Annotated in this window: 20 protein-coding genes; 6 read left to right on the top strand and 14 right to left on the bottom strand. The window is 36.1% G+C overall.

The window, feature by feature from the left end; genetic code table 11:
* Positions 1–59: 59 nt before the first annotated feature.
* Complete coding sequence (locus tag LMD38_RS04400; RefSeq protein WP_061183293.1) at positions 60–1,355, bottom strand: purine/pyrimidine permease; 1,296 nt, start codon at positions 1,353–1,355, stop codon at positions 60–62.
* 97 nt (positions 1,356–1,452) lie between these two features.
* Positions 1,453–2,694 carry an amidohydrolase family protein gene (locus LMD38_RS04395; protein WP_061183294.1) on the bottom strand — a complete coding sequence of 414 codons (1,242 nt, stop codon included), beginning with the start codon at positions 2,692–2,694 and terminating at the stop codon, positions 1,453–1,455.
* 182 nt (positions 2,695–2,876) lie between these two features.
* On the opposite strand from LMD38_RS04395, the gene LMD38_RS04390 reads away from it, so the two are divergent.
* Positions 2,877–3,062 carry a PspC domain-containing protein gene (locus LMD38_RS04390; RefSeq protein ID WP_000044337.1) on the top strand — a complete coding sequence of 62 codons (186 nt, stop codon included), beginning with the start codon at positions 2,877–2,879 and terminating at the stop codon, positions 3,060–3,062.
* Between the two features lie 70 nt (positions 3,063–3,132).
* Here LMD38_RS04390 and LMD38_RS04385 read toward each other — a convergent pair whose 3' ends face one another.
* Positions 3,133–3,705 carry a helix-turn-helix domain-containing protein gene (locus LMD38_RS04385; protein ID WP_000658050.1) on the bottom strand — a complete coding sequence of 191 codons (573 nt, stop codon included), beginning with the start codon at positions 3,703–3,705 and terminating at the stop codon, positions 3,133–3,135.
* Between the two features lie 100 nt (positions 3,706–3,805).
* Here LMD38_RS04385 and LMD38_RS04380 point away from each other — a divergent pair, with 100 nt between their 5' ends.
* Complete coding sequence (locus LMD38_RS04380; protein WP_001201659.1) at positions 3,806–4,771, top strand: DMT family transporter; 966 nt, start codon at positions 3,806–3,808, stop codon at positions 4,769–4,771.
* 143 nt (positions 4,772–4,914) lie between these two features.
* The gene (locus tag LMD38_RS04375; protein WP_000913199.1) at positions 4,915–5,580 is read left to right on the top strand and encodes an MIP/aquaporin family protein; all 666 of its coding nucleotides are present in this window, start codon (positions 4,915–4,917) and stop codon (positions 5,578–5,580) included.
* A gap of 59 nt (positions 5,581–5,639) precedes the next feature.
* Here the strand turns inward: LMD38_RS04375 and LMD38_RS04370 are convergent, their stop codons facing one another.
* The 3 genes from LMD38_RS04370 to LMD38_RS04360 all read right to left on the bottom strand — a co-directional run bounded on the left by LMD38_RS04370 (position 5,640) and on the right by LMD38_RS04360 (position 8,297).
* Positions 5,640–6,071 (bottom strand): Rrf2 family transcriptional regulator, encoded by a 432-nt coding sequence (locus LMD38_RS04370; protein ID WP_000512998.1) that lies wholly within the window; start codon positions 6,069–6,071, stop codon positions 5,640–5,642.
* Positions 6,072–6,189: 118 nt separating this feature from the next.
* The gene (locus LMD38_RS04365; RefSeq protein WP_016718619.1) at positions 6,190–7,410 is read right to left on the bottom strand and encodes an ABC transporter permease; all 1,221 of its coding nucleotides are present in this window, start codon (positions 7,408–7,410) and stop codon (positions 6,190–6,192) included.
* A 2-nt stretch (positions 7,411–7,412) separates the two neighbouring features.
* A complete protein-coding gene (locus LMD38_RS04360; RefSeq protein WP_000058127.1) occupies positions 7,413–8,297 on the bottom strand; it encodes an ABC transporter ATP-binding protein in 885 nt (294 codons plus the stop codon).
* A 343-nt stretch (positions 8,298–8,640) separates the two neighbouring features.
* Between LMD38_RS04360 and LMD38_RS04355 the strand changes: the two genes are divergently transcribed.
* The gene (locus LMD38_RS04355; protein ID WP_000782777.1) at positions 8,641–9,468 is read left to right on the top strand and encodes a 5'-nucleotidase, lipoprotein e(P4) family; all 828 of its coding nucleotides are present in this window, start codon (positions 8,641–8,643) and stop codon (positions 9,466–9,468) included.
* A 26-nt stretch (positions 9,469–9,494) separates the two neighbouring features.
* Here the strand turns inward: LMD38_RS04355 and motB are convergent, their stop codons facing one another.
* Positions 9,495–10,280 carry a flagellar motor protein MotB gene (motB, locus tag LMD38_RS04350; protein WP_001256752.1) on the bottom strand — a complete coding sequence of 262 codons (786 nt, stop codon included), beginning with the start codon at positions 10,278–10,280 and terminating at the stop codon, positions 9,495–9,497.
* Entirely contained in the window at positions 10,270–11,064 is a 795-nt protein-coding gene (motA, locus tag LMD38_RS04345; protein WP_000344868.1) for a flagellar motor stator protein MotA, read from the bottom strand. Before motA ends, motB begins: the two co-directional genes overlap by 11 nt.
* A 265-nt stretch (positions 11,065–11,329) precedes the next feature.
* On the opposite strand from motA, the gene LMD38_RS04340 reads away from it, so the two are divergent.
* Positions 11,330–12,109, top strand: coding sequence for a M15 family metallopeptidase (locus LMD38_RS04340; protein WP_016718620.1), 780 nt, complete (start codon positions 11,330–11,332; stop codon positions 12,107–12,109).
* A 36-nt stretch (positions 12,110–12,145) separates the two neighbouring features.
* Here LMD38_RS04340 and LMD38_RS04335 read toward each other — a convergent pair whose 3' ends face one another.
* The 4 genes from LMD38_RS04335 to sdhC form a co-directional block, all read right to left on the bottom strand.
* Positions 12,146–12,592 (bottom strand): acyl-CoA thioesterase, encoded by a 447-nt coding sequence (locus tag LMD38_RS04335; protein ID WP_000822739.1) that lies wholly within the window; start codon positions 12,590–12,592, stop codon positions 12,146–12,148.
* A 92-nt stretch (positions 12,593–12,684) separates the two neighbouring features.
* Positions 12,685–13,446 (bottom strand): succinate dehydrogenase iron-sulfur subunit, encoded by a 762-nt coding sequence (gene sdhB, locus LMD38_RS04330; protein ID WP_001291825.1) that lies wholly within the window; start codon positions 13,444–13,446, stop codon positions 12,685–12,687.
* On the bottom strand, positions 13,439–15,232 hold the full coding sequence (gene sdhA, locus LMD38_RS04325) for a succinate dehydrogenase flavoprotein subunit (RefSeq protein ID WP_061183298.1): 1,794 nt from the start codon (positions 15,230–15,232) through the stop codon (positions 13,439–13,441). The genes sdhB and sdhA overlap by 8 nt, the downstream gene beginning before the upstream one ends.
* A 13-nt stretch (positions 15,233–15,245) precedes the next feature.
* The gene (sdhC, locus tag LMD38_RS04320) at positions 15,246–15,872 is read right to left on the bottom strand and encodes a succinate dehydrogenase cytochrome B558 (protein WP_000678352.1); all 627 of its coding nucleotides are present in this window, start codon (positions 15,870–15,872) and stop codon (positions 15,246–15,248) included.
* A 300-nt stretch (positions 15,873–16,172) separates the two neighbouring features.
* On the opposite strand from sdhC, the gene LMD38_RS04315 reads away from it, so the two are divergent.
* A complete protein-coding gene (locus LMD38_RS04315) occupies positions 16,173–16,622 on the top strand; it encodes a YslB family protein (RefSeq protein ID WP_000042220.1) in 450 nt (149 codons plus the stop codon).
* 113 nt (positions 16,623–16,735) lie between these two features.
* On the opposite strand, the gene uvrC is transcribed toward LMD38_RS04315, so the two are convergent.
* Both uvrC and trxA read right to left on the bottom strand, forming a co-directional pair.
* On the bottom strand, positions 16,736–18,520 hold the full coding sequence (gene uvrC, locus LMD38_RS04310; RefSeq protein WP_016718621.1) for an excinuclease ABC subunit C: 1,785 nt from the start codon (positions 18,518–18,520) through the stop codon (positions 16,736–16,738).
* Between the two features lie 148 nt (positions 18,521–18,668).
* Positions 18,669–18,983, bottom strand: a complete 315-nt coding sequence (trxA, locus tag LMD38_RS04305) for a thioredoxin (protein ID WP_001018943.1) — start codon at positions 18,981–18,983, stop codon at positions 18,669–18,671.
* Between the last annotated feature and the right edge of the window lie 88 nt (positions 18,984–19,071).

Raw genomic sequence — 19,071 nt, 5'->3', positions numbered from 1 at the left:
GGCTTTATTTCACATGTTATTTTAGACTTTTATACAGTGCAGACACTCCTTGCATCTACTCACTTTTCAGTACGCCATATTTGTTCTAGCAATATACTTACAACAGTACCTACAAATAAACCATTTCCGAATATATATTGCATAACAGATGGCAATGATTGGAGCGCTCCAGACGGTAGAAACATAACACCGCTGCCAAATAATACTGCAACGCCTAAAATTGTTACATTCCTTTCATTAAGCTCCACTTGTTTTATATTATTGAATCCAATTCCAATTAGCTGTACGAATGAAGCCATTAAAACCGCAGATGCGACGGCCGATGGTAAAGATGCTAAATAACGAATAATACTTGGGAACATCGACATTACGACTAGTAACATACATGCTAGTAAGAACGATCGTATATATTTTTGTTTCGTTAAACGTATAAATCCTGCCGTTGCTGGTAACGGCACGACACCTACAGTTGAAAATGCAGAAGAAATGATATGTGAAATCCCTCCAACCCACGTACCATCCTTCAACTGTTTCTGTTCAATGGTCCCTTTTTGAATGGTAGCTTGATTAATTGCTATAATCGCCGCCACTGTATTCGAAACTAAAATACATACCATAACGAAACTTGATACAGCCATACCTGTATTCCATTTTGGAAGTCCCCAAGCAAATATTTGCGGAAGTTGCACAAAATGCGTTACTTGAGCTGGAATCATCACTTTTCCTGCAATGAGAAAGAGAATCCACCCACTAATTAATCCGATTAAAACTGCATAACTTTTGACAAAACCTTTTCCGAAGTTAGATAGTATAATAACGAAAAGAAATATGCTAAACGCAATTACCGCTGTAAATCCATCGATTTGAGAAACAGTAGCAGTAATTCCTAGCATTCCTTTTAAAAATACACCGCTTAATTGTAAGCATAATAAAAGTAAAAACGTCCCTGTCACAAGCGGCGTAAACAAAAATAAAATACGTCCGATAAAACCAGTTACCCCTAACCCTATTAAAATAACACCAGAAATTATCATTCCTAATTCTAAAATTTGCAATGTACTATGTAATTGATCTTGTCCGGCCGTTGCGTAAGCAAGTACGGTAAATACTCCAACCCAAGATCCAGCTGGCCCATCCGCAATTGGCAGTCTATGCCCAACCCACCCTTGTAAAAAAGATGATATACCAACTACAAAAAATGTACGCTGCATTAAATAAAATATTTCTTCCGTCGTAAGATGAAATAATCCGCCAACGACAATTGGTAATGCGATTGAATTCGCTAATAAAAATATAAACCATTGCAAAGTTCCCATAATATGATTTTGATTATGTTGATTGTCCAAATTTTTCATCCTTCCTAGTAACCTATAAGAAATATATTTCAAACATAAAAAAGAAGAGTTCTATACTCACAATTAGAACCCTCCTCAAAACATTTAAACGATTCTTTTACACAAGATTATTTAATTTAACCTCACTTAAACTTCCAACAACAATATTTCCTTTATGCACGACTAAATGCTTCTCTGTTTGACGCGCTACTGCTTCAGCGACGCATGTTGCATTCGTCAAAACAAAACTCGCTTCATCTCCTACATTCGGCCAAACTCGCTTCCCTTCACTGTTTAACGTTTCTTTTCCTCCCGTAATAAAGCGAAGTGCTTTTCCTAACGATCTTTCATCACTCCATCCAAAACGTTCCGCTAATCGATTTGCCTTTTGCAACATATCACCTGTTCCAAACGGGGACCAATGATCTGTAATACTATCATTTCCTAACGAAACTTTCACACCTTTTTTATCTAATAATGGAATTGGGATTACTTGTTTCCCAATTGGTACTGTTGAAGTAATATCAATGTGTAAAGCTGCTAGTCTTTCCGCCACTTCTTCAGCTTCTTTATCTGTAACACCACCAAGTCCAAGCGCATGACTAATCGTTACGCGACCTTGCCATCCCGCTTCTTCTGTTAAACTTGCCAATCTCTTCATCGTAAACGTCCCAAGATTATTCGCATCATGCAGATGAATATCAACGTCCGCATTAAATTCTACTGCGATATCCATAATGGTATGTAATGATTTTTCAATATCATTATCCACTGTAGCTGGATCCACTCCACCGACTAGATGCGCACCCATACGCATCGCATCTTTCACAAGTTGCACAGAATTACTGCGCAATAATCCATGTTGCGGAAAAGCAACAATTCTACCAGAAACCTGTTTTTTATATGTTTCCAACGCCGCTAACGTCGCCTCCAAATTACCAAGTCCAATAATTGGATCAACATTACAATGCGTTCTTATATTCGTTGCACCATTTTGAAGCAATAACGCTAGCATATTTTCCGCCCTATCTTGAGCAGTTGCTAATTGCTTCGGTAAAATTTCCTCTTCTTCATGAAAACGTGTAAAAATACTTTCTGCTGGCATACAAGCTTTCCAAGGACCACTATAATATGTTTTATCAATATGAATATGCATCTCTTCGAAAGCAGGCAAAATTAATAAACGATTGGCATCAAAAATTGATACCCCTTCCTCTTGAATAGCCCCTGTTATCATTTTTTTAATTCTTCCATCTTCAATGAGTAAACTACATAACTCTGTTTCTGTTTGAGAAATTCTACCCTCTTCATATGTATACCCTGATTCAAGCATTACATTAGTCAGCCAATATACTGTCATCTCTATCCCTCCCACCCTTTATTGAAACTCACCTCATGATATAATTTTAATATCAACTGAAAATTAAGACAATTAATACGACTGTTTCCTAAAAAAAATGTAATACAACCTCATAGTCTTCTCATAAATTTCCATATAGAATAGAAGTATATAGCTTGTCATAAAAAGGAGTGGATTGGAAGATGTCAAAAAGGTTATGTAAATCCGAAACTGATAAAATGCTATTTGGTATATGCGGTGGTTTAGGAGAATATTTTGATATTAGCTCTACTCTCATTCGCATACTTTGGGTCATTGCTGTTTTATGTTTTGGGACGGGGTTTTTAGTTTATTTTATTTGTTTATTACTTATGCCACGCTCTTACTAATAACATTCTTTCGTATATTTAAGCATAGTGTATACAAAATCCCCTATAGATTTTTCTATAGGGGATTTTTTCATGAAGAATATTTCATCGTTAAATGTAATACCGCCACTTCATCTTCTTCATTCTTATAACTATGTTTCTTATTCGCTTCAAATTGAATCGAGTCGAACTCATTTAATTCGTATACATCGCTTTCTACTTGAATCAATACTTTCCCTTTCATTACCGTTACAAGCTCAATAGCACCTTCATGATGCGCTTCTGGTTCATATATACTATTCGATCGTAAACAAGCACGGTGCATTTCCATCCCCGTTTCTTTCGTATAACGGAACATTGTTTCTAAATGCCATGCTTGTCCTACATCTACTGCAAATCCTTCTCCGCAGCGCGCAACAGCTACAGGTTCTCCAACAACCATCAATCTCGATAAAGGAATTGATAATCCTTTCGTTATTTTCCAAATGACGGCTAACGTCGGATTCGTTTCGCCTCTTTCAATCTTTCCTAACGTTAATTTACTAACTCCTGTTTTTTGAGCTAATTCTTCTAAACTTAATTTTTGCTCATTTCGAATTTGTCTTAATAACTGACCTACTTGCTGAATGACTTCTTTCGTTTGCATATCTTCATGTTCTTTCATCTATAAAACCACCTTAAAATATAAAATAGTTTACTTTTATACAAATAAAGTATATTATACTATACATATTCTTTGAATTTCGAAAGGAGTGCTATACTTCATGCGCGCAATTTTATTAGGCCTTTTATCATCAGCCTTTTTTTCCGCAACCTTTATTATTAATCGAGCGATGAATGTATCTGGAACGAGCTGGGCTTGGACAGCTTCCTTCCGTTTTTTATTTGCTCTCCCTATTTTATTCCTTATCGTTTTATTTCGCAAAAACTTAAGGGGGTTATGGGAAGAATTAAAGAAACATCCATTGGCTTGGATCGGGTGGGGGTCTGTTGCTGGTATTGGTTTCTATTCTTTATTAAGTTTTGCAGCTGTCTTTTCTCCCGCTTGGCTCGTTGCTGGAACTTGGCAAGTTACTATATTAGCAGGTTTACTACTCTCGCCATTATTTTTCGTTAAAATAGAAACAAAATCAGGTACGAAACTTGTACGCGGAAAAATTCCACTTCGTAGTTTATATGTCGCATTATTTATTTTACTTGGTGTAATTTGTATGCAAGCAACTGCAGCAGGTCACATTACAATGACTCAGTTCATTTCAGGATTTTTACCTGTCGTGTTAGCTGCTTTCTTATATCCATTCGGTAACCGAAAAATGATGGAACTTGTTGGCGGGCGTCTTGATACATTCCAACGTGTATTAGGAATGGCAATAGGCAGTCTTCCTATAACAATTTTACTTGGTATATTCGGATTTTCTACTACGGGTATTCCAACATCAAGCCAAATGCTGCAAGGATTTTTGTTAGCATTATGTTCTGGCGTTATAGCGACAATGACATTTTTCTTTGCTACTGACTTAGCCAAAGATAATCTCGCTCTACTTGGAGCTGTTGAAGCAACGCAAGCTGGAACGATGGTCTTTACCGTGCTTGGCGAAATTGTTTTCTTAAATGGTTCATTTCCTGGCGGGCTTTCCCTACTTGGAATGATTATTATTATGTTAGGAATGGTTGCAAATAGCATTTTAAACCGTTCTGTTCCAGTCGTTAAACAGAAAAAAACAGCATAAAAAAAGAGTATGGTTCTGTGACAAAGAACCATACTCTTTTTTATTGTCCCCCTATTGCGCCTTATCAGAATAGTATTTCATTAACGGTTTATACTAAAACCTATGTTATAATACGGTTCATGCGCAACAATAGGAGGTAAATTATGTTAAAAAAAGCAATCGCTGAATTTATTGGTACATTTGTACTAGTATTATTCGGAACTGGAGTAGCTGTCATTGGCGGCGGAATTGAAGGAATTGGAACATTAGGAATCGCTATGGCTTTCGGTCTATCTATTGTGGCTATGGCATATAGCATCGGAACAATTTCTGGATGTCACATTAACCCAGCAGTATCAGTAGCTATGTTCATCAATAAAAGAATGAACGCTATGGAACTTTGTTATTATGTATTAGCTCAAATTTTAGGTGGTTTATTAGGAACTGCAACGTTAGTAACAATTTTAAAATCTGCTAAAACACCTTTAGATAATTTAGGTCAAAACGGTTTTGGAACTCTTGGTTTATCTGGAGCATTTCTAGTTGAATTTATTTTAACTTTCGTATTCATTTTAGTAATCGTTGCTGTAACAGGTAAAAAAGGAAGTTCTTCTCTAGCAGGATTAGTAATTGGTTTCACATTAGTTTTAGTTCACTTATTAGGTATTCCGTTAACTGGAACTTCTGTTAACCCAGCTCGTAGTATCGCACCAGCTTTATTCGCTGGCGGAGAAGCACTTTCTCAACTATGGGTATTCATCATCGCACCAATTGTTGGTGGTATCGTAGCAGCTATCGTAGGTAAATTCATTTTAAATACTGAAAAATAAAATTTTCAATATTTCTAAATAAAAAAAGGCGAGCCCTCATTATGAGGATGCTCGCTTTTTTACTCTTTCATTTTAGACTTTAAATTTGTAACTAATTGATCTACTGTTACATTTGCAAGTACATTTTCCATCGCTTCTTGCGCTTGCATTAAAATAATTTCTAATACTGATTGAATATTAGCTCCTACTGGACATTCAATGTTGGGATTTTCATGGAAGGAAAATAGCTGTCCTTCTTCTACAACTTCCACTGCTTTATATACATCAAGTAATGTAATTTCTTCTAAATCACGAGCAAGTGTCGTACCACCTTTACCAGCTTGTACATCAACAAGTCCTGCTCTCTTCAACATTCCTGTAATGCGACGAATCACAACTGGATTTGTATTCACACTACCGGCAATCCATTCAGAGGTACAGCGAGAGTTTCGATCTATCGCAAGTAATGTCAACATATGAACACCTACTGTAAAACGACTACTAATTCCCATCTGCACACCCTCCTTTTTATTCATTCTATTAAAAGACGACTCTTATTATTATATACTATTTTTAATTTATACATAAAGAAAAAGCATGATTTCAACAGGAAATCATGCTTTTCTCTCATTATTGACGCTTTATAAATTTCGCTAAATCTTTAAATTTCACTTTGTCTGAGTAATTCATTACACCATTTACGTAAATGCGACTTGCAAGCATATTGACGATAGCAATAGTCACCAATAAAATGACTAAAGTCACAATAATCTCTACAGTTCCTGCTTCACCCGCTACAAGCCTTGAAAATGTAACCATAGGTGTAAAGAATGGAATATACGAACTAACTACAGCTAATGTACTATTAGGATCAAATAGTGATTTAATACTAATGAAAAATGCTGCTATACCTAACATTGTAATTGGGAACGAAAGAGATTGCACATCCTCAATTTTTGATACAACAGCACCAACCGCTGCATATAACATTGCATATAGTAAGTAGCCTGTAACAAAATATACAACGAACATACTAATTACTACAGCATCCAACTTGGAAAAGTCTAGTACAAGTCCTACTAAAGATGCATTTTCTAGGTCTACCCAACCTAATAAATACGGTACAAGAAAACCGAGAGAAGCAGTAATAAGTAATAGTAAAGCACTAGAAACAATTGCTAAAATTTTAGCATGTAGCATTGTTAATGGTTTTACTTTCGGAAGCATTAACTCCATAACACGGGATGATTTTTCGGATGCTATCGTCGTCCCAATTGCAGTTCCAAACACAATAATAAACATATATAAAGCAAACGAGAAAATATAGCCAATTCCAAAGGAAGATGCATGATCTTTTACCGCCTCTTGCTTTAACGGAATTTCCATCTGTAACTGTTTTGCTACTTCGGCAGATACGTTATTTTTTTCAATCATTACCGCTGTATACTGTTCCTTCAAATAACTTGCCATAAGTGTAGCCGTTGATTGACTCGGAAAACCACTATACATATACGTCACTTCTGGGATACCATTCTTTTCTGTAATACGGAATAAACCGTCTAAATCCCCATCTTCTACTTGCTTACGTAGTTTATTAAACTTATCCTTATTTTCTACCGTTACTTTAGCAGACGGAAGTAACTTTGTTATATCACTTTCTTGCACTTTATACGTATCGCTTTCTGTTACTACAGCAAATTTATCTTTTCCTTTATCGTTATCAGCTGTGAAATGATTAAATGCGAAAAGCCCAAACACAACTAAAAACAAAATCGCACTCGTAATTAATGATTTTTTAGATAAAAATGCTTCCCTAAAATAAAATGAAAATACGTGAGAAAATTTACGCATCGTTATTTCGCCCTCTCTACAAAGATTTCGTTTAACGTCGGCTCTAACATTTTAAATTGTCGTAAGGTAATACCTTGTTCTTGTAATTGTTGTAAAATGTTTAGAGCTTCTGCATCGTCTTGTACTTTCACATAAAGAAGGCCTTGTTGTTTTTCATACGATACATGAATAGCTTTTAATCCCTTCTCATTCTCTTCTGTATCTTCAATCGTTAAATTACGGAAACCATATTCTTTTTTAATATCACTTAATTGACCTTTTACGACTGCTTCACCTTTTTTCAAAATACATACATGTTGGCAAAAAGCCTCCACTTGTTCCATACGATGACTAGATAAAATAATTGTCTTTCCGTTCTGTACTTGTTCTTCAATAATGCTAGCTAACATCCCCGCATTCACTGGATCCAGTCCGCTAAATGGCTCATCTAAAATGAGAAGTTCAGGGTTATGAAGAAGAGCAGCAATTAATTGGATTTTTTGCTGGTTCCCTTTTGAAAGCTCTCCTGCCGTTTTAAATTTATATTCCGGTATTGCTAATCGATCTAACCAGTGATCAATAGCAAGATCTACTTCTTTTTTCGTCATGCCTTCTAATCTGCCAAAATATCGCAACTGGTCTACTACTCTACTTTTTGTATATAAGCCTCTTTCTTCTGGTAAGTACCCTATCGTTACTCCACTAGTCCCAAATGATTTTCCATCCCATGTAATAGACCCTTCATTAGGCGTTAATAATCCGAGAAGCATTTTGATTGTCGTTGTTTTTCCTGCACCGTTTCGTCCAAGCAATCCTAACACTTCACCTTTTGGTAATGAAATTTGCAAGCCGTTAACTGCTTTTGATTCCCCAAATTGTTTCGTTAAGTTTTGAATTTGTAAACTCAAAGTATAAAGCCTCCCCTTTACTATCATTCATACTCTCTTTCAAAGACTATGTTTATACAAGATAAAATATAGCACTACACTTTATCCTCTTAATATGTAACACCGCCTTAATCCATCATTTGTTCTATTTAGTTAAAATTGTAAATATTATCATATGATTTGTCAATTATTATTGTCATTTCGACAATTAAACTTGTCAAAATAATTCCCATCATTTTTTCTCATCTTTCTAATATAGGACATACTACTACATATACAAAAGACAATATGCAAATGTTCATAAAAAAAATTTATATTTTAATATATAATATAAGATGATTTTTTAACATCAAGGAGGATACATATGAAGATGAAGAGGGGCATTACCACTTTATTATCTGTAGCGGTTCTATCTACATCGCTTGTAGCATGTTCAGGAACGCAAGAGAAAACAGTGGCGAAAGAAGAGAAAGTAAAATTAACAGACCAGCAATTAATGGCTGATTTATGGTATCAAACAGCCGGTGAAACGAAAGCATTGTACTACCAAGGATACAATATCGGTCAATTGAAGCTTGATGCAGCTCTTGCAAAAGGAACCGAGAAAAAACCCGCTATCGTACTTGATTTAGATGAAACTGTTTTAGATAACAGTCCTCATCAAGCAATGAGCGTAAAAACAGGAAAAGGCTATCCGTATAAATGGGATGATTGGATTAATAAGGCTGAAGCTGAGGCCCTTCCAGGTGCAATTGATTTCTTAAAATATACAGAGTCTAAAGGTGTAGATATTTACTACATCTCAAATCGTAAAACAAACCAACTAGATGCAACAATTAAAAACCTTGAGCGTGTAGGCGCGCCTCAAGCAACGAAAGAACATATATTACTACAAGACCCGAAAGAAAAAGGAAAAGAAAAACGTCGTGAACTCGTTTCTCAAACACATGATATCGTTTTATTCTTCGGTGATAACTTATCTGACTTCACTGGTTTTGATGGAAAGTCTGTAAAGGACCGAAACCAAGCAGTCTCAGATTCAAAAGCACAATTTGGGGAGAAATTTATTATTTTCCCAAATCCAATGTATGGCGATTGGGAAGGCGCTTTATATGATTATGATTTCAAAAAATCAGATGCAGAAAAAGATAAAATCCGCCATGACAACTTAAAATCATTTGATGCAAAATAAAAGAGGATGGCATGTGCCATCCTCTTTTATTGCAAATTTCTCGTTAAAGGTAAAATAAACACTTCTACACGTCTATTTTTCGCTTTTCCTTCTTGCGTATCATTTGGAGCAATTGACCGGTATTCTCCGTAACCAACTGCACTAAATTTTCCTGGTTGTAATTCTTTATTTTGCAGTAATACTTGCATAAAATTAACTGCCCGCTGCGTACTTAATTCCCAGTTCGATGCAAATTGCGCATTTGCAATAGGAACATTATCTGTATGTCCAGATACTGTGATTTCACGAGGTGATGCTGAAACAAGTAAATTAGACATTTCTTTCGCAATACTTAACGATTCTAATTTTACGTCCGCTTTCCCAGAATCAAATAGTACATTTTCTAATATCGTTACCTTCAATCCCTTTTCTGTTAAATCAGTTTTAAAAGAAGAAGATAATCGATTTTCCTCAATATACTTATCAATACCTTTTTGTACCGCTTTTAATTCGTTCATTTCTTGTTGCTTTACTTCAGCTTCAGCATTCTTTTTAATCTTCTCAGACTCTAAACTACTTGCTGATAATTCCTTTTCATCATTTGGCTTCTGATCACTTAAAAATTCTTTGTTACCTGTTCCACCAGCTAATTCACTTCGAAAAGCAACAGCCATCTGTTTAAACTTAGCAGCATCTATACTGCTCATTGCGAATAAAACGATGAACAATGCAAACAACAACGTTAACATATCAGAATAAGGGATTAGCCAAGTTTCATCGATATGTTCTTCGTGTTTTTTCTTTTTACTTCTTCTATTTTTTTTACTCCGCATTTTTTTCTGCCCCTTTTTCAAGCTTTTTGCGCTCAGTTGCAGAAAGTGCACCTAAAATGCGGTTCTTCATAATAAACGGATATGTACCTTCTTGTAACATTAATAGACAATCAATAATTAAACGTTTTTTCTCTAATTCAGCTGCAGATTTTTGCTTTAATTTATTTGCAAATGGATGCCATAGTATATAACCTGAGAAAATACCAAAAATCGTTGCAATAAATGCACCCGAAATAGCGTGACCTAACTTTTCAATATCAGTTAAATTACCAAGTGCAGCTACAAGACCAATAACAGCACCTAAAACCCCTAATGTTGGTGCATATGTACCAGCTTGAGAAAAAATTGCTGCTCCCTTTGCATGCCTTTCTTCAATTGCTTCTAATTCAGCTTCTAAAATTTGTTCTAAATCTTCTGCAGATACGCCATCAATCACAAATTTCATACCACGCAAAAGAAATTCATCTTGAATTTTGTCTAATTGCTGCTCTAAAGACAAAATACCGTATTTTCTACTTTCAGATGTCCAATGAACAAACAATTCTAGCAACTGTTCATAACTTAAATCTTTTTTATTAGAACCAAAAAGAACTTTAAATAATTTTGGAATCTTTTTTAATTGATTCATTGGAAATGCTATACATACTGCAGCAAATGTACCAACGAAAATAATTAATGCTGCGGCAGGATTAACTAAGGCCATTACGTCAGCGCCCTTGACGACCATTCCTACTACTACCGCCACTACTCCTAAAATAATTCCAATAAGTGTTGCAAAATCCATTCCCATTCACTCCTAGTCTATACAAGAAGTTTTTTATTCTCGATAATCGCTACATCTTCTTATGTGTATATATTACATAAAAAATGAATTTCATGAAAGACAAGAAATGAATTATATAAAAAAATACTACAATTTCACACATTTTCTGACATTTTCTTTGCATTTCTATTACGTTACGACTCTTATATTTCTTTTTCATTAAACTAGACTTATAATAAGAAACGATACACATTTTATTAAGAAAGGACTGTGATTACAAGGCATCATGAAAAAGATAATTATTATTTCTGCCACTACTATTGTAATCGGTATCACTTCTTTCGCTTACTTTAGTTCTAAATCACCACTACAAAATAATGCGAAAGCTGTCGAAAGTCAACAGCATAGTAACCACCAAAAAGAAGAGATTCCTGCTTTTCCAAAAGCTGATCATAATGCAAAGAAGCTAGACAATGATTTTTCCGTTGTAACAAATCCAGAGTCTAATCTTGTATTAGTTAATAAACATCGAAAACTACCAGACGGATACACACCTGAAGACTTAACGAGACCAAACGTACCATTTACTAGTCCAAAAGATAAAGAAAAAACATTGCTGCGCAAAGATGCTGCAGATGCGCTTGAAAATATGTTTGAAGCGGCAAAGAAAGAAGGACTTGAACTTACAGCTGTATCTGGTTATCGTTCATACAAACGCCAAAAATCATTACATGATACATACGTTAGACGTCAAGGAAAAGCTGAGGCGGATTCAGTAAGTGCCATTCCCGGTACGAGTGAACATCAAACTGGTTTAGCAATGGATATTAGTTCAAAATCTGCTAAATTCCAATTAGAGCCTATTTTTGGAGAGACAAACGAAGGTAAATGGGTTGCAAAACATGCTCATGAATTTGGCTTTGTCATTCGTTATTTAGAAGATAAAACAGAAACAACAGAATACTCATATGAACCGTGGCATTTGCGCTACGTTGGAAATCCATACGCTACATACATATATAAACATCATTTAACATTAGAAGAGGCGATGGAAGACAAAAAATAAGAGAGCAAATTGCTCTCTTATTTTTCTTTCACTCTATCATTGTATTAATTTTTTCTTCCACTCTTCAGGCCACGGTTCGCCTCTTCCCGTTTTTTTCGACGCTTGGACCATCATTCCACGACCAACTAAACAAACTTCTCCTTCTGCATTCTTCACCATATAATGCAAATCTAATGAAGAATTTCCAACTGATCCAGCTTTTACATACACCTTCAACTGTTCATCAAAATATATTTGCTTAATAAAATTACATTGTAAATCCGCAACAACAATCATCGTTTCTGAAGATTCATGCGTCCATTCTTGCATAAATCCAAGTTCTTTAAACAATGCGATACGTGCTTCTTCAAAATAGGTAAAGGCAACGACATTATTTACATGTCCAAACATATCTACTTCACCAAAACGAACCTTTACAGGATTGTAAAACGAAAAACCACTTTCCCATTGCTCAAAGTCTTCAATATAAGAAATCCTCTTCATTGTTCCCTCTCCTTTTCACTTCAAAATAAACAGAATAAACAGAATAATACAGTTATAAATATTGCCCCTTCGAAATGAAGAGGCAATATTTTTTAATAGTTATTGTCGCTACCAAAGAAATCTTTGAACGATTGAATTGTTGTATCACGGTTTAACGCCGCAATTGAAGTTGTTAACGGAATACCCTTTGGACATGATTGCACACAGTTTTGAGAGTTACCACAGTTTGCAAGTCCTCCATCACCCATAATTGCACGTAAGCGATCTGCTTTATGCATTTCACCCGTTGGATGTGAGTTGAATAGACGAGCTTGTGATAACGGAGCTGGTCCAATAAAGTCCGATTTACTATTTACGTTTGGACATGATTCTAAGCAAACACCACATGTCATACATTTTGAAAGCTCATAAGCCCATTGACGTTTCTTCTCAGGCATTCTTGGTCCTGGTCCTAAGTCATACGTACCATCAATTGGAATCCAAGCTTTAACACGTTTTAGAGCATTAAACATGCGACTACGGTCAACTTGTAAGTCACGAACAACCGGGAATGTCTTCATCGGTTTTAAGCGAATTGGTTGTTCTAATTGATCGATAAGAGCTGTACATGATTGACGTGGTTTTCCGTTAATCACCATCGAACATGCACCACATACTTCCTCTAAACAGTTCATATCCCATGCAATCGGAGTTGTTTTGTTTCCTTTTGCATCGACAGGATTACGACGAATTTCCATAAGCGCCGAAATAATATTCATATTCGGACGATACGGAATTTCAAACTCTTGGTCAAACGCTTGCGCATCTGGTCCGTCTTGTCTCGTAATGATGAGGCGGATTGTTTTCTCAGACATGTTGTTTATCCCCCTTCTCTTCACTCTTAGCAGCTACATCGTGTTTTGAAGAATAATCACGTTTACGTGGTTTAATTAATGAAATATCCACGTCTTCGTAATGGAATGCCGGTGCATTTCCTTCTCCTTCAAATTTCGCCATCGTAGTTTTTAAGAAGTTTGCATCATCACGATTTGGGAATTCAGGTTTGTAATGCGCCCCACGGCTCTCATTACGGTTATATGCGCCAATTGTAATAACACGTGCTAATTCAAACATATTTGCAAGTTGGCGTGTAAATGAAGCACCTTGGTTGCTCCATCTCGCTGTATCGTTAATGTTAATACGTTTGTAGCGAGCCATTAACTCTTCAATTTTTGCATCTGTTTCTAATAATTTTTTATTTTCACGAACTACTGTAACGTTATCTGTCATCCATTCTCCAAGCTCTTTATGAAGAACATACGCATTTTCGTTACCATCAAGCGTTAAAATATTGTTAAATTTCTCTGTTTCGATTAATTCATTTTGTTCATACACATTAGATGAAACGGCATCTGATGATTTAGAAAGACCTTTCATATATTCAATTGCATTTGGTCCTGCTACCATACCACCGTAAATTGCTGATAACAGTGAGTTCGCGCCAAGACGGTTACCACCGTGCATAGAATAATCACACTCACCTGCTGCAAATAAACCTGGAATGCTTGTCATCTGCTTATAATCAACCCATAGCCCGCCCATTGAATAGTGAACAGCTGGGAAGATTTTCATTGGTAGTTTACGAGGATCGTCACCTGTAAATTTCTCATAGATTTCAATAATTCCACCAAGTTTAATATCTAGTTCTTTCGGATCTTTATGAGAAAGATCTAAGTACACCATGTTTTCACCGTTAATACCTAGTTTTTGCTCTACGCAAACATCAAAGATTTCACGCGTTGCGATATCACGAGGTACAAGGTTTCCGTAAGCCGGATATTTTTCTTCTAAGAAGTACCATGGTTTACCATCTTTATATGTCCAAACACGTCCACCTTCACCACGTGCAGATTCACTCATTAGACGTAATTTATCGTCTCCAGGAATTGCCGTTGGGTGAATTTGAATGAACTCACCGTTTGCATAATATGCGCCTTGTTGATATACAGCAGAAGCTGCTGTACCTGTATTGATAATGGAGTTTGTTGATTTTCCGAAGATGATACCAGGGCCCCCTGTTGCCATAATCACGGCATCAGCTCGGAAACTTCTAATCTCCATAGTTTGTAAGTCTTGTGCAACGATTCCTCGGCACACACCTTCATCATCAATAACAGCTCGTAAGAAATCCCAACCTTCATATTTCGTTACAAGTCCTGCTACTTCGTGACGACGTACTTGCTCATCTAATGCGTATAGTAATTGCTGTCCAGTTGTTGCACCAGCAAATGCTGTACGGTGATGTTGCGTTCCACCAAAACGACGGAAATCAAGAAGTCCTTCTTCCGTACGGTTGAACATAACACCCATACGGTCCATTAAATGAATGATACCAGGTGCTGCTTCACACATTGCTTTAACTGGTGGTTGGTTCGCTAAGAAGTCCCCACCATAAATTGTATCGTCAAAGTGGATCCACGGAGAATCCCCTTCACCTTTCGTATTTACGGCACCGTTAATTCCACCTTGGGCACATACAGAATGCGAACGTTTTACTGGTACTAAAGAGAACAGTTCAACATTTACTCCTGCTTCCGCCGCTTTAATCGTTGCCATTAAGCCAGCCAAGCCACCGCCGACTACTATAAGTTTCCCTTTCATGCTCTCCCACTCCTTACTGGTTTGCTAGCTGTGGATCGATGAACGCTAATAATGCACTCACACCTACATAAGATAGACCTAAGAAAATAGCTAATGTTACATAAGTAGAGATTCTTTGTGAACGTGGAGATACTGTAATTCCCCAGCTGATGCAGAATGTCCATAGTCCATTTGCAAAGTGGAAAATTGTTGAAACAACACCAACTAAGTAGAATGCAAACATAGCTGGATTGTTTAAAATATCTGCCATCATATCATAGTTTACCTCTTTACCTAACGCTGCTTGAATACGAGTTTCCCAGACGTGCCAAGAAATGAAAATCAGTGTAACGATACCTGAAATTCTTTGGAAGACGAACATCCAGTTACGGAAATAACCGTAAGAAACCGCATTGTTCTTAGCTGTAAATGCAATATATAAGCCATATATAGCATGGTACAGTATTGGTAAAAAGATAATGAAAATTTCTAGCGCATACCGGAATGGAAGGAGCTCCATAAAGCCTGCAGCTTTGTTAAAAGCCTCTGCTCCTCGTGTTGCAAAGTTGTTTACAATTAAATGTTGCGTCAAAAAGACACCAACCGGGATGACCCCCATTAATGAGTGCCACTTACGAAACGTATACTCGCGGCCTTTCATGTCCCCATTACCCCCCTTGAATGATTGACTGCTGTTTTCAGATTAGTTTATGGCAATAATGTTTTTTCACTATTGGCATAAGAAAAACTGAAAAAATTATTCGAAATATTTCAGCATAATTTGATACCAAGTTCATTTTACTCCTATTTTTGTCGAAGCGTCAAGAAAACGTATACATAATTTGCATATAATTTGCCAATTCTTTTTTTCTTCTTATATATTCAGATTTTCCCAAAGAAAAATCTGTTTTTATAAATGAGAAATGTTATATAATAATCCCTATAGAAAGAGGGGAATATTGTGAGTAAAAATACAATCGATACAACATCTTTAGAAGATGTTTCATTGAACGCCTTCGCTTACGAATTGCTACGTGAAGAATTACTACCTGATTTAATCGGTAACGATCTAGATGGTATTTTATACTGGTCCGGTAGAAACCTTGCAAGAAAATATCCACTAGACACAATTGAAGAAGTCATTCAGTTCTTTGAAAAAGCTGGCTGGGGCACTTTAAGCATTATTGAACATAAGCGTCGTGAAATGCAGTTCCAACTTAAAGGCACACTCATCGCTGAACGTCAAAAACAAAAAAGACATTCTTCTTATCAATTAGAAGCTGGGTTCATCGCTGAACAAATTCAAAAGCAACGAAACGTCGTTGCAGAGTCCTACGAAGAAAAGAAAAAACGTTCAGACTCTATTACATTTCTTGTAAAATGGGATATAAAAGATCTCATTGAAGTGTAGCATTACCCGCAGTCAACTAGACATATCAGTTTAGTTGACTTTTTGCATTTTCATTCATTTGAATTTATTTTAAATCTTCAGAAATTATACCAAAAAATAGAAGACGTTGTAAACTACAACGTCTTCTTATCCGCTAAATAAGTATAAATCGTCTCTGCGACATTTTTCGGCATACCCGCTTCGACAAATTCTGTTACAGAAGCCTCTTTCATCTTTTTTAGCGATCCGAAATGTTTTAACAATATCTTTTTTCGTTTATCTCCAATTCCAGGAATATCATCGAGTGCCGATTGAATGACAGATTTCCCATGTAATTGACGATGGAATGTAATTGCAAATCGATGCACCTCATCTTGAATGCGCTGCAATAAATAAAATTCTTGGCTATTTCTCTCAAGCATCACAGGTTCAGGTGGATCCCCAATAATTAAATGGGATGTTTTATGTTTGTCATCTTTCACAAGACCTGCCATCGGAATATATAAACCGAGCTCATTTTCTAGAATATCACTTGCAGCCGCCAGATGGCCTTTTCCGCCATCAATAATGATTAAATCTGGTAAAGGTAAGTTCTCTTTCAGTGCCCTTGTATAACGGCGTCTCACAACTTCTCTCATAGACTCATAATCATCTGGCCCTTGAACCGTTTTAATTTTATATTTCCTGTATTCTTTCTTAGCTGGTTTCCCATCAATAAAAGCAATCATTGCAGAAACAGGATTTGTGCCTTGAATATTTGAGTTATCAAACGCTTCAATACGATGAGGCGTTTCAATTCCGAGCTGCTTCCCTAAATTCTCTACAGCTTTAATCGTTCGCTCTTCATCGCGCTCAATTAAATAGAATTTCTCTTCAAGAGCAATCTTCGCATTTTTATTTGCCAGTTCTACAAGATCTTTTTTCTTACCGCGTTTCGGTTGTGTCGCTTCCACTTCTAAAAAGCGTTCTACTAATTCTGAATCGATACTTCCTGGAACGACGATTTCCTTCGGCTTAAAATGACTGCTGTTTTCATAAAATTGACCGATAAACGTTAAGAATCCCTCTTCTGGTTCGTCGTAGATTGGAAACATAGAAACATCACGTTCGATTAGCTTTCCTTTTCGAACGAAGAAAACTTGAACACACATCCACCCTTTATCAACTGCATACCCAAACACATCACGATCCACTAAATCACTCATAATCATCTTTTGTTTTTCCATAATCGCATCGATATGAGCGATTTGATCACGTAACTCTTTTGCACGTTCAAACTCTAGTTTCTCTGAAGCTTCATACATTTTTGTTTCTAATTCTGAACGAACTTCTTTATGCCCACCATTTAAAAACTTAATAATTTCATCTACAATTTCTTTGTTTTGTTCTTCCGTCACTTCTTTCACACAAGGCGCTAAACATTGACCCATATGATAATATAAACAAACTTTATCGGGCATATTTGAGCACTTACGAAGCGGATACATACGATCTAGCAGTTTTTTCGTTTCATGAGCTGATTGTGCATTCGGATAAGGGCCAAAATACTTTCCCTTATCCTTTTTTACATTTCTCGTAATAAGTAATCGTGGTTGTTTCTCAGCTGTAATTTTAATAAAAGGATATGTTTTATCATCTTTTAATTGAATGTTATATTTTGGATCATGCTTTTTTATTAAGTTCAACTCTAAAATGAGAGCCTCTAGATTTGAGGAGGTTACAATATATTCAAAATCTACAATTTCTCCTACTAGCCGAAGTGTTTTCCCGTCATGCGAACCAGTAAAGTACGAGCGCACACGATTTTTAAGCACTTTTGCCTTTCCGACATATATAACCGTTCCTTGCTTATCTTTCATTAAATAACAACCAGGTTGATCTGGTAAAATAGCCAATTTCTCTTTTAAATGTTCGTGCACTCGTTACCCTCCATTTCTACATGCTTAGCATTTTTATTTTCACATGAAAACATACTATGCCAAAACACCCAACATACGTTCTTTTATTGTAACGGAAAGGTGTAAAAAAGGAAAATAAAAAAAGCTACCAAATGGTAGCCCTTTTATTTTAGAAGTGTTTAGAAACTAATTCCACTAACGCTTCTTTCGGTTTGTAACCTAACGCTTGATCAACTACTTTACCGTCTTTTAATACGAAAAGAGCTGGAATGCTCATTACTTCGAATTGACGAGCAGTTTCTTGATTTTCATCCACGTCTACTTTTACTACTTTTACTTTTTCGCCTAGTTCTGCATCAATTTCCTCTAATACAGGAGCGATCATTTTACAAGGTCCACACCAAGGTGCCCAGAAATCTAATAATACAACACCTTCGCTAGTTTCAGCTGCGAAGCTTTGGTCATTTGCGTTTACAATTGCCATTTTATTTCCTCCTTCAAGTATATTCTACCAAGAGTATATCATTAACTTATATACGTGGCGAATAATATGTATCGTTATGTATTGTAAC

It is taken from the genome of Bacillus pacificus (assembly GCF_020861345.1).
GTDB classification, from domain to species: domain Bacteria; phylum Bacillota; class Bacilli; order Bacillales; family Bacillaceae_G; genus Bacillus_A; species Bacillus_A pacificus.
The sequence above is the reverse complement of the archived record's forward strand: the minus strand, read 5'-3'. Positions and strand labels throughout refer to the sequence as shown.

Excerpts from the sequence above, each read along its gene's own strand:
- LMD38_RS04400 (WP_061183293.1), bottom strand. The coding sequence starts at position 1,355 with ATGAAAAATTTGGACAATCAACATAATCAAAATCATATTATGGGAACT.
- LMD38_RS04370 (WP_000512998.1), bottom strand. The coding sequence starts at position 6,071 with ATGGGAATTAGTAGTCGTTTTACAGTAGGTGTTCATATGTTGACATTA.
- sdhC (WP_000678352.1), bottom strand. The coding sequence starts at position 15,872 with ATGAAAGGCCGCGAGTATACGTTTCGTAAGTGGCACTCATTAATGGGG.
- LMD38_RS04365 (WP_016718619.1), bottom strand. The coding sequence starts at position 7,410 with ATGCGTAAATTTTCTCACGTATTTTCATTTTATTTTAGGGAAGCATTT.
- motA (WP_000344868.1), bottom strand. The coding sequence starts at position 11,064 with ATGGATTTTGCAACACTTATTGGAATTATTTTAGGAGTAGTGGCGGTA.
- LMD38_RS04340 (WP_016718620.1), top strand. The coding sequence starts at position 11,330 with ATGAAAAAGATAATTATTATTTCTGCCACTACTATTGTAATCGGTATC.
- sdhA (WP_061183298.1), bottom strand. The coding sequence starts at position 15,232 with ATGAAAGGGAAACTTATAGTAGTCGGCGGTGGCTTGGCTGGCTTAATG.
- trxA (WP_001018943.1), bottom strand. The coding sequence starts at position 18,983 with ATGGCAATTGTAAACGCAAATGACCAAAGCTTCGCAGCTGAAACTAGC.
- LMD38_RS04395 (WP_061183294.1), bottom strand. The coding sequence starts at position 2,694 with ATGACAGTATATTGGCTGACTAATGTAATGCTTGAATCAGGGTATACA.
- LMD38_RS04390 (WP_000044337.1), top strand. The coding sequence starts at position 2,877 with ATGTCAAAAAGGTTATGTAAATCCGAAACTGATAAAATGCTATTTGGT.
- motB (WP_001256752.1), bottom strand. The coding sequence starts at position 10,280 with ATGCGGAGTAAAAAAAATAGAAGAAGTAAAAAGAAAAAACACGAAGAA.
- sdhB (WP_001291825.1), bottom strand. The coding sequence starts at position 13,446 with ATGTCTGAGAAAACAATCCGCCTCATCATTACGAGACAAGACGGACCA.
- LMD38_RS04380 (WP_001201659.1), top strand. The coding sequence starts at position 3,806 with ATGCGCGCAATTTTATTAGGCCTTTTATCATCAGCCTTTTTTTCCGCA.
- LMD38_RS04335 (WP_000822739.1), bottom strand. The coding sequence starts at position 12,592 with ATGAAGAGGATTTCTTATATTGAAGACTTTGAGCAATGGGAAAGTGGT.
- LMD38_RS04385 (WP_000658050.1), bottom strand. The coding sequence starts at position 3,705 with ATGAAAGAACATGAAGATATGCAAACGAAAGAAGTCATTCAGCAAGTA.
- LMD38_RS04355 (WP_000782777.1), top strand. The coding sequence starts at position 8,641 with ATGAAGATGAAGAGGGGCATTACCACTTTATTATCTGTAGCGGTTCTA.
- LMD38_RS04375 (WP_000913199.1), top strand. The coding sequence starts at position 4,915 with ATGTTAAAAAAAGCAATCGCTGAATTTATTGGTACATTTGTACTAGTA.